Annotated in this window: 7 protein-coding genes and 1 pseudogene; 6 read left to right on the forward strand and 2 right to left on the reverse strand. The window is 68.9% G+C overall.

Annotation, left to right across the window (positions count from 1 at the left end):
• Together FXF52_RS39960 and FXF52_RS44360 are read right to left on the reverse strand one after the other, a co-directional pair.
• Positions 1-376: VOC family protein (locus FXF52_RS39960; protein ID WP_148804839.1), on the reverse strand; the 376-nt coding region annotated here is incomplete at its 3' end.
• A gap of 131 nt (positions 377-507) precedes the next feature.
• Positions 508-1,018, reverse strand: a pseudogene (locus tag FXF52_RS44360) (transposase).
• Between the two features lie 156 nt (positions 1,019-1,174).
• On the opposite strand from FXF52_RS44360, the gene FXF52_RS39970 reads away from it, so the two are divergent.
• The 6 genes from FXF52_RS39970 (at position 1,175) to FXF52_RS42290 (ending at position 6,647) form a co-directional block, all read left to right on the forward strand.
• Positions 1,175-1,933: an SDR family NAD(P)-dependent oxidoreductase gene (locus FXF52_RS39970; protein WP_148804841.1), complete on the forward strand. Its 759-nt coding sequence runs from the start codon at positions 1,175-1,177 to the stop codon at positions 1,931-1,933.
• An 80-nt stretch (positions 1,934-2,013) separates the two neighbouring features.
• On the forward strand, positions 2,014-2,331 hold the full coding sequence (gene sugE, locus FXF52_RS39975; RefSeq protein ID WP_148804842.1) for a quaternary ammonium compound efflux SMR transporter SugE: 318 nt from the start codon (positions 2,014-2,016) through the stop codon (positions 2,329-2,331).
• A 232-nt stretch (positions 2,332-2,563) separates the two neighbouring features.
• Positions 2,564-3,133: a TetR/AcrR family transcriptional regulator gene (locus FXF52_RS39980; protein WP_255472892.1), complete on the forward strand. Its 570-nt coding sequence runs from the start codon at positions 2,564-2,566 to the stop codon at positions 3,131-3,133.
• Positions 3,134-3,272: 139 nt separating this feature from the next.
• The gene (locus FXF52_RS39985; RefSeq protein WP_148804844.1) at positions 3,273-3,665 is read left to right on the forward strand and encodes a hypothetical protein; all 393 of its coding nucleotides are present in this window, start codon (positions 3,273-3,275) and stop codon (positions 3,663-3,665) included.
• Entirely contained in the window at positions 3,665-5,941 is a 2,277-nt protein-coding gene (locus FXF52_RS39990) for a DUF4132 domain-containing protein (RefSeq protein ID WP_148804845.1), read from the forward strand. Before FXF52_RS39985 ends, FXF52_RS39990 begins: the two co-directional genes overlap by 1 nt.
• A 532-nt stretch (positions 5,942-6,473) precedes the next feature.
• Complete coding sequence (locus FXF52_RS42290; RefSeq protein WP_187414010.1) at positions 6,474-6,647, forward strand: hypothetical protein; 174 nt, start codon at positions 6,474-6,476, stop codon at positions 6,645-6,647.
• Positions 6,648-6,829 lie beyond the last annotated feature (182 nt).

The following is a 6,829-nucleotide window of genomic DNA, read 5'->3' on the forward strand; positions in this document are numbered from 1 at the left end:
TGGACAGGACGAGGCGATACCTGTCCGGATCTTCGATCGTGATACCCCACCGATCCCAGTACGCGCCCTGCGAGACGCGCTTGCCGCCAGCTTGTTCAAGGCGGGCGACGAGCGCGTCGTCGATCGGTTCGGACAGGTAGAGCATAAGGAGATCTTCAGTCGTCGGTGTCGGCTGCACGGAGAGGCTTGACCCCCCGACCAGTTCCAGATGCCACGACGCCTCGCGCCAGCCCAGCATCAGCAGGTCGTGCTTCCCGTGGTTGCCCGCAGCCCGGTAGAGCACCTCCAGTCCCAGCCCATGCACATAGAAACGTTCGGCCGCCGCAAGGTCCCGGGTGGGCCGGGCGAGGCGAATACTTGCCTTCGGGTCGATCATTCAGATAGCTCCGTCCACACGATTGACGATCAGCCTGCAAGCTGAACCTTGCTTGAAGTCAACGTGATTTAGCGCGGAATCCCGGTCCTTCAGGACTTTGGGAAATCCGTGAAGTGGGGTGTAAGGCCGTTTCAGGTGGCGAGTTCGAGTCGGGTGAGGTGGCTGGTTCTGGTCTGGCCGAGTGGTGTTCCGGTGAGCCAGGCGTCGATGCGGACGATGTTGACGGCGGCAGCGGCGAAGAGGTAACCGAGGTAGGTTTTGTCCATGCCGGTGTAGCGGGTGTGCCGGATGCCGGTGCGCCGCACCGTCTGGGAGATCGTGGCCTCGATCCCGGTATCGCTGCTGCCACGGTTCGGTGGCCTGTTCACGGCGCCTGGTTTCGAGGACCTGCTGCTGATCTGCGGGGAGCAGGGTGAGACTGCGGCCCCATTTGCCGTTGACGGCGGTCGTGCATTTGCTGCGGGCGGGGCAGGAGGCGCAGTCCCGCGGGGCGAAGTGGACGCGGGTCACGGGCGTCCCGTTGCTTTTGCGCTGGGCGGACCAGCTGGCGCTGGCCTTTCCGTGTGGGCAGATCGCGGTCTTGGCCTGCCAGTCGAAGCGGAAGGCGTTTTGGGGGAATTGTTCGCCCTGGTGGGTGTCCAACCCAGCGGGGTGCCGCTACCCGCCACCGATGAAGTGGAGCGGTCCACGCGGATTGCAGCCGAGTAGTGCGGCGCCGGGACGGTGCGACCGTCGGCCTCCAGCCCGCTTCCCCGTGCAGCGATAATACTGTACCGTTCGATACAGAAATGATGACCGATGGAGAGGAGGGTTCACGTGACGCATCTGGCCGGCAAGGTCGCCCTGGTGACCGGAGGAAGCCGGGGCATCGGAGCAGCGATCGCCGCCCGCCTGGCACAGGACGGAGCCGACGTGGCGCTGACCTACCTGAGCGCCGGGGAGAAGGCCAAGGCTGTCGTCGCCGCGATCGAGGAGGACGGCCGCCGGGCGTTAGCCGTCCAAGCCGACAGTGGGGACGGCGCGGCGGTCGTGGCGGCGGTCGAGCGCGTGGTCGCCGAGTTCGGCCGGCTCGACATCCTGGTCAACAACGCCGGGGTCTTCCCGTACGCGTCGATCGAGGAAGTGTCGACCGAGGAGGTCGACCGGACCTTGGCGGTGCATGTGCGCGGTGTCTATCTGGCCACCCAGGCGGCGGTGCGGCGGATGGGCGACGGCGGCCGGGTCATCAGCATCGGTAGCTGCTTCGCCGAGCGTGTCCCGTACGCGGGGGTCAGCCTGTACGCCATGAGCAAGAGTGCGCTGGTCGGCATGACCCGGGGCCTGGCCCGCGACCTCGGCCCGCGTGGCATCACCGTCAACGTGGTGCACCCGGGCTCGACCGACACGGACATGAACCCGGCCAGCGGCGACGGCGCCGACCACGAACGCAGCTTCATCGCCCTGGGGCACTACGCCGAGCCTGCGGACGTCGCGGCCACGGTGAGCCACCTCGCCGGCCCGGGCGGCCGGTACATCACGGGCGCGTCGATCGCCGTAGACGGCGGATTTGCCGCCTGAGTCCGTCGTTCACGGCCGCTAACCAGAGGTGCCGATCCGGTGCCGGTGGTCGGCGGCCGCCGACTCGAAGGGAACACCCCGTGGCCTGGATCATTCTCATCGCCGCCGGCCTGCTCGAGGTGGTGTGGGCGACCGCGCTCAAACACACCGAGGGGTTCACCCGCTTCTGGCCTTCGGCGCTGGCCGTCTCCACCGCCGTGCTGAGCTTCGTGCTGCTGTCGTGGGCCATGAAGAACCTGCCCATCGGGACCGCGTACGCGGTGTGGGTGGGCATCGGTGCCGTCGGCGTGACCATCGCCGGAATCGTCGCCCTAGGCGAAAGCGCCTCACCGCAGCGGTTCGCTTTCCTCGCCCTGATCCTCGTCGGGATCATCGGACTCAAGGCCGTGGAGGGTTGACGCTCACGGGACCGGAGCCGATGCCTGCCGGCCTTGATCGGCAGAGTCCTCTGCAGCAGCCGAGCAGGAACGACCCGCGGTTCGCCGGATCGGGGAATCCTGTCAGAGTGAAGCGATTACCCGGGTTCGCCGGTGCACGGTCAAGTGATTCGGAGCCAGGAAAGGAACGCAAACAGTGGGAACGCGAGGACGTCCACGCACCTTCGACCGAACCGCTGCCCTCGACCGGGCCATGCAGGTTTTCTGGGAACGCGGATACGAAGGTGCCTCCCTCACGGACCTGACCACGGCCATGGGCATCGCGTCCCCCAGCCTGTATGCCGCATTCGGAAACAAGGAGGCGCTGTTCCGGGAGGCAGTCGCCCACTACAACGCCACCCACGGCGCCGTGCCGCAACGCACGCTCGAGCAGGCACCGACCGCCCGTGCGGCAATCGAAGCGCTACTGAAGCACAACGCGTACGCCTACGTGGAGCCCGGGCATCCGACCGGCTGCCTCGTCTTGCTGGCGGCGACAACCGGGGCGGTGGAGAACGACCACATCCGGCAGTTCATGGCCGCATGCCGGACAGAGGACCTGGCCACCCTGCAGCAGCGCATCGAGCGCGGCGTGGCCGAGGGCGACGTACCACCCGACACGGATTCCGCAGCCCTGGCCCGTTTCATCACAGCGGTACTCCAAGGCATGTCCGCACAGGCCCGCGACGGGGCCGACCAAACCGCGCTGAGCGACGTCGTCACACACGCGATGGCCGCGTGGGACGCCGTGACAGGTAGACCGGTCTGCGCCGCCGACAGTTGAGCTACGCCGACACCGGGCACAGTCAGCGTGTAGTAGCCACGCCGCCCCCCGGCGCGGATTGCGCCGCAGGGTGACCGCGCGGGCGCATATGACCTGGTGAGCGGTTCGGTGTCGGTGTGGCTCCCTACACTCCCCGGCCATGGCGACGGTGAGTTTCGTGGATGAGACAACGGCAGGTGATCGCACCGAGGCGTGGCACCTGGAGATCTTCGAGGAGCGGCTGGCGTTGCGGGAGGTGATCCGCCGCCGCGTCTTCCAGGAGGTTGCCGAGCACAACGCCCGGCAATCGGAGGTCTTCCGCGGGCTCGTGCAGCCGGGCGACACCGAGCGGACGCTGAACGGCTGGCGGATGTCGAAGCCGCGGCGGGTGGACGCCGAGGAACAGTTCCGCCGTGCCGTCGAGGCGTTCGGCCGCAACGGGTTCGTGGTGCTCGTCGACGACGGTCAGGTCGAGGACCTCGACGCGCAGGTCGAGCTGCGTAACGGCACCGAGATCTCCTTCCTCAAGCTCGTGCCGCTGGTCGGTGGCTGATGCCCATCGCCTCCGGGGACACCCAGTACTTGGAGATCCTGGCGTCCCGACTCATGTCACGGCAGTCACCGGAGCAGCGGCGGGCTGCCGCCACCGACCTCCGCCGGTTCCTCGAACACATGGGCGGGTTGTGGACCTGCTGGGATTGCGAAGACTTCGCCGCCCTGCTGAAGTTCGCCCTGCAGTCAGGTGTCCCGGTGCCAGCGGCGACGGTGGCGACCGCCCGGCGCAGCGTCCTGACCGGGTACCACACCGGGGAACTGAACGCCGTGACGGTCCCGTTGGAGAGGCCGGTGCTCAATCCCGGCGAGGCGTGGGCCGACGCCGTGCTGGACGCGCTGCCCGCCGCCGGTGAGGGCTGGTCGGAGCTGCTGGCGCACGCGCTGACCGCCACTACCGGCAAGCCTACGGCCCGTTGGACGAACCGTGGGCGCGCTCTGCTCGCCGAGGTGGGTGCCGCAGGGTACCGGGAGAGGGTGCTCGGGTGGCTGGCGATGGTGGGCCGGCCGCGCACCCTACCGGTTGAGGGCGGTTACTGGGGGTACGACGTCGGGCAGGCGTATGACCCGTTCAACGCGACAGCGCTGCGCGGGCTGGTCTGGCTGCTGCCCTCGGCCACTGGTGACGACGACGCGGACGTGGCCCGGGCGCTCGCCGCGTTGGTGGAGACGTCGCTGCGTAAGGTCGCCGGGCTCGGGCCACGCAACCCGAAGATCGCCAACGCCGCTGTCCACGCGCTCGCCGAACTCGACGGGGAGCATGCGCTGGCTCAGCTCGCCCGACTGGCCAGCCGGATCACGTACAAGGGGACGCTCAACCAGCTCAACGCCGCCCTGGACCGGCGCGCGGCGGCGCTCGGGCTCTCCCGGGACGAGGTTGAGGAGCTGGCTGTACCCACGTACGGGCTCAGCGAGGTCGGGCTGCGGCAGGAGTCCGTCGGCGAGACGACCGCAGAGCTGACCATCACCGGCCCCACCGTGCAGGTGGCCTGGCGGACGGCCGCCGGTCGGATGGTGAAATCAGCGCCGGCCGCGACTCGACGGGACCACCCCGACGAGGTACGCGACCTGAAGGCGGCCGCGAAGGACGTGGAGAAAATGCTGGCCGCGCAGGCCGAGCGGCTCGACCGGCAGTTCCTCGCCCAACGCACCTGGTCCTACGGGTCCTGGCGGCTCCGGTACCTCAACCACCCGCTGGTCGGCACGTTGGCCCGCCGGCTCATCTGGCTGGTCGACGGGGCAGCCTGCTGCTGGTCCGACGGCGCGCTGCGCACCGTCGACGACACTCCCGTCTGCCCCGCCGACGACGCGGTGGTGACGCTGTGGCATCCGATCGGCCGCCCCGTCGACGAGGTGGTGGCCTGGCGGGTGCGGTTGGAACGGCACGCGGTGGTGCAGCCGTTCAAGCAGGCACACCGGGAGGTCTACCTGCTCACCGCCGCCGAGGAGCAAACCGGGGTCTACTCCAACCGGTTCGCCGCGCACGTGCTGCGCCAACACCAGTTCCACGCCCTGGCGGCCGTCCGCGGCTGGCGGAACAAGCTGCGGCTGATGGTCGACGACACGTACCCGCCTGCCACTCGGGAGCTGCCCGGGTGGGGGCTGCGCGCCGAGTTCTGGGTGGAAGGCATCGGCGACGAAACCACCGGCACCGGCTCCTACCTGCGCCTGAGCACCGACCAGGTGCGCTTCTATCCGATCCAGGCGCCCGAGAACAGCACCCAGGCCGGCGAGGGCCGCTACACCCAGTGGGTGCAGGTGGGTGAACGGCACGTCGACCCGCTGCCGCTGCACCGGATCCCACCGCTGGTGTTCAGCGAGGTGATGCGCGACGTCGACCTGTTCGTCGGTGTGGCCAGCGTCGGCAACGACCCCACCTGGCAGGACGGCGGACCGGCCGGCAGGTACCAGGAATACTGGCAGTCCTACAGCTTCGGGGAACTGTCCGCCACCGCCGAGACCCGCCGCGATCTGCTGGCCCGGCTGGTGCCCCGCCTCGCGGTGGCCGACCGCTGCGCCCTCGACGGGCGCTTCCTGACCGTCCGAGGCGACCTGCGCACCTACAAGATCCACCTCGGTTCGGGGAACATCCTGATGACGCCGAACGACCAGTACCTGTGCATCGTCCCGAAGCAGACCATCGACACCACCGGCGGGCAGGTATTCCTGCCGTTCGAAGGTGACCGGATGCTCGGGGTGATCCTCAGCAAAGCGATGCTTTTGGCCAAGGACACCGCGATCACCGATCCGACCATCGTCTCCCAGATCCGGCGCTGACCACCGGCACCCGAGGAATGGCCGACCCGCCCGGAAACCGCAGCCCGATGTGATCAGCCGGGCGGCGGCGGTCATCGCAGCTCAGCTCGCTCGTCGGCGGCGGGGTCGAGGTCGCCGGGGGTGGCGTCGGCGCAGGCTTGCCAGTCGATGTGGTGGCCGTGACCGCTGGCGCTCAGGCAGGTGGCGATGAGGCCCTCGGCGGTGTCGAAGCCGTCCTACCATCTGGTGGCGGTGACCTCGATCGTCAGGGCAGAGTGAGGCGGACGTGCAGCTGCATGCAGTCCGGGCAGGTCGAGGGCGTGCAGGACCCGGTCGGCGGCGTCCGGGGCGATGTCGTGGTCACCGGCCACGTCGCGCGACGTCTGCCATACCTGCCGGCGCAGCCCCGCGTTCCCCTTTGCTGTCGAGGTCGGTCAGCCACGCGCCCTACGCCCCACCCCCACGGTGGCCTGAGCTGGTCAGCTTGGCGCGCACAGCCGCGGCACCGGCGTACCCGAGCGCCTGCGCAGTCCGGAAGCACAAGAAGCGTCAGGTGATGGAGCTGCGTCATCTGACGTCGGAGTTGCCGACGCTCGCGGACGGGGTCGTCGCCGCCGGTTTGCCGCTCGGAGGCAAGCCAGGCACGGCTCTTGACGAGGCCTACGGCAACCTTCGAGTCGCCGCAAAGGCTCGCCTTCATCTTGATGCAGCTCGGCCCCTTGACTGACCCCGCTGCGGCGGACCGCGCAGACGGCGTACTTCCTGCTCGGGCTCGTCGTCGCGACCGTCGTGGTCGCGACCCTGCGACCAGACTCCGCGGGTGACACGGTGAACCTGCGCCCCGGTGGCGGGATCCACGACGAATGGGACAACATCAACCGGGCGCTCGGCATCGTCAACATCGTTGGG

The organism is Micromonospora sp. MP36, from assembly GCF_008119785.1.
GTDB lineage: Bacteria > Actinomycetota > Actinomycetes > Mycobacteriales > Micromonosporaceae > Micromonospora.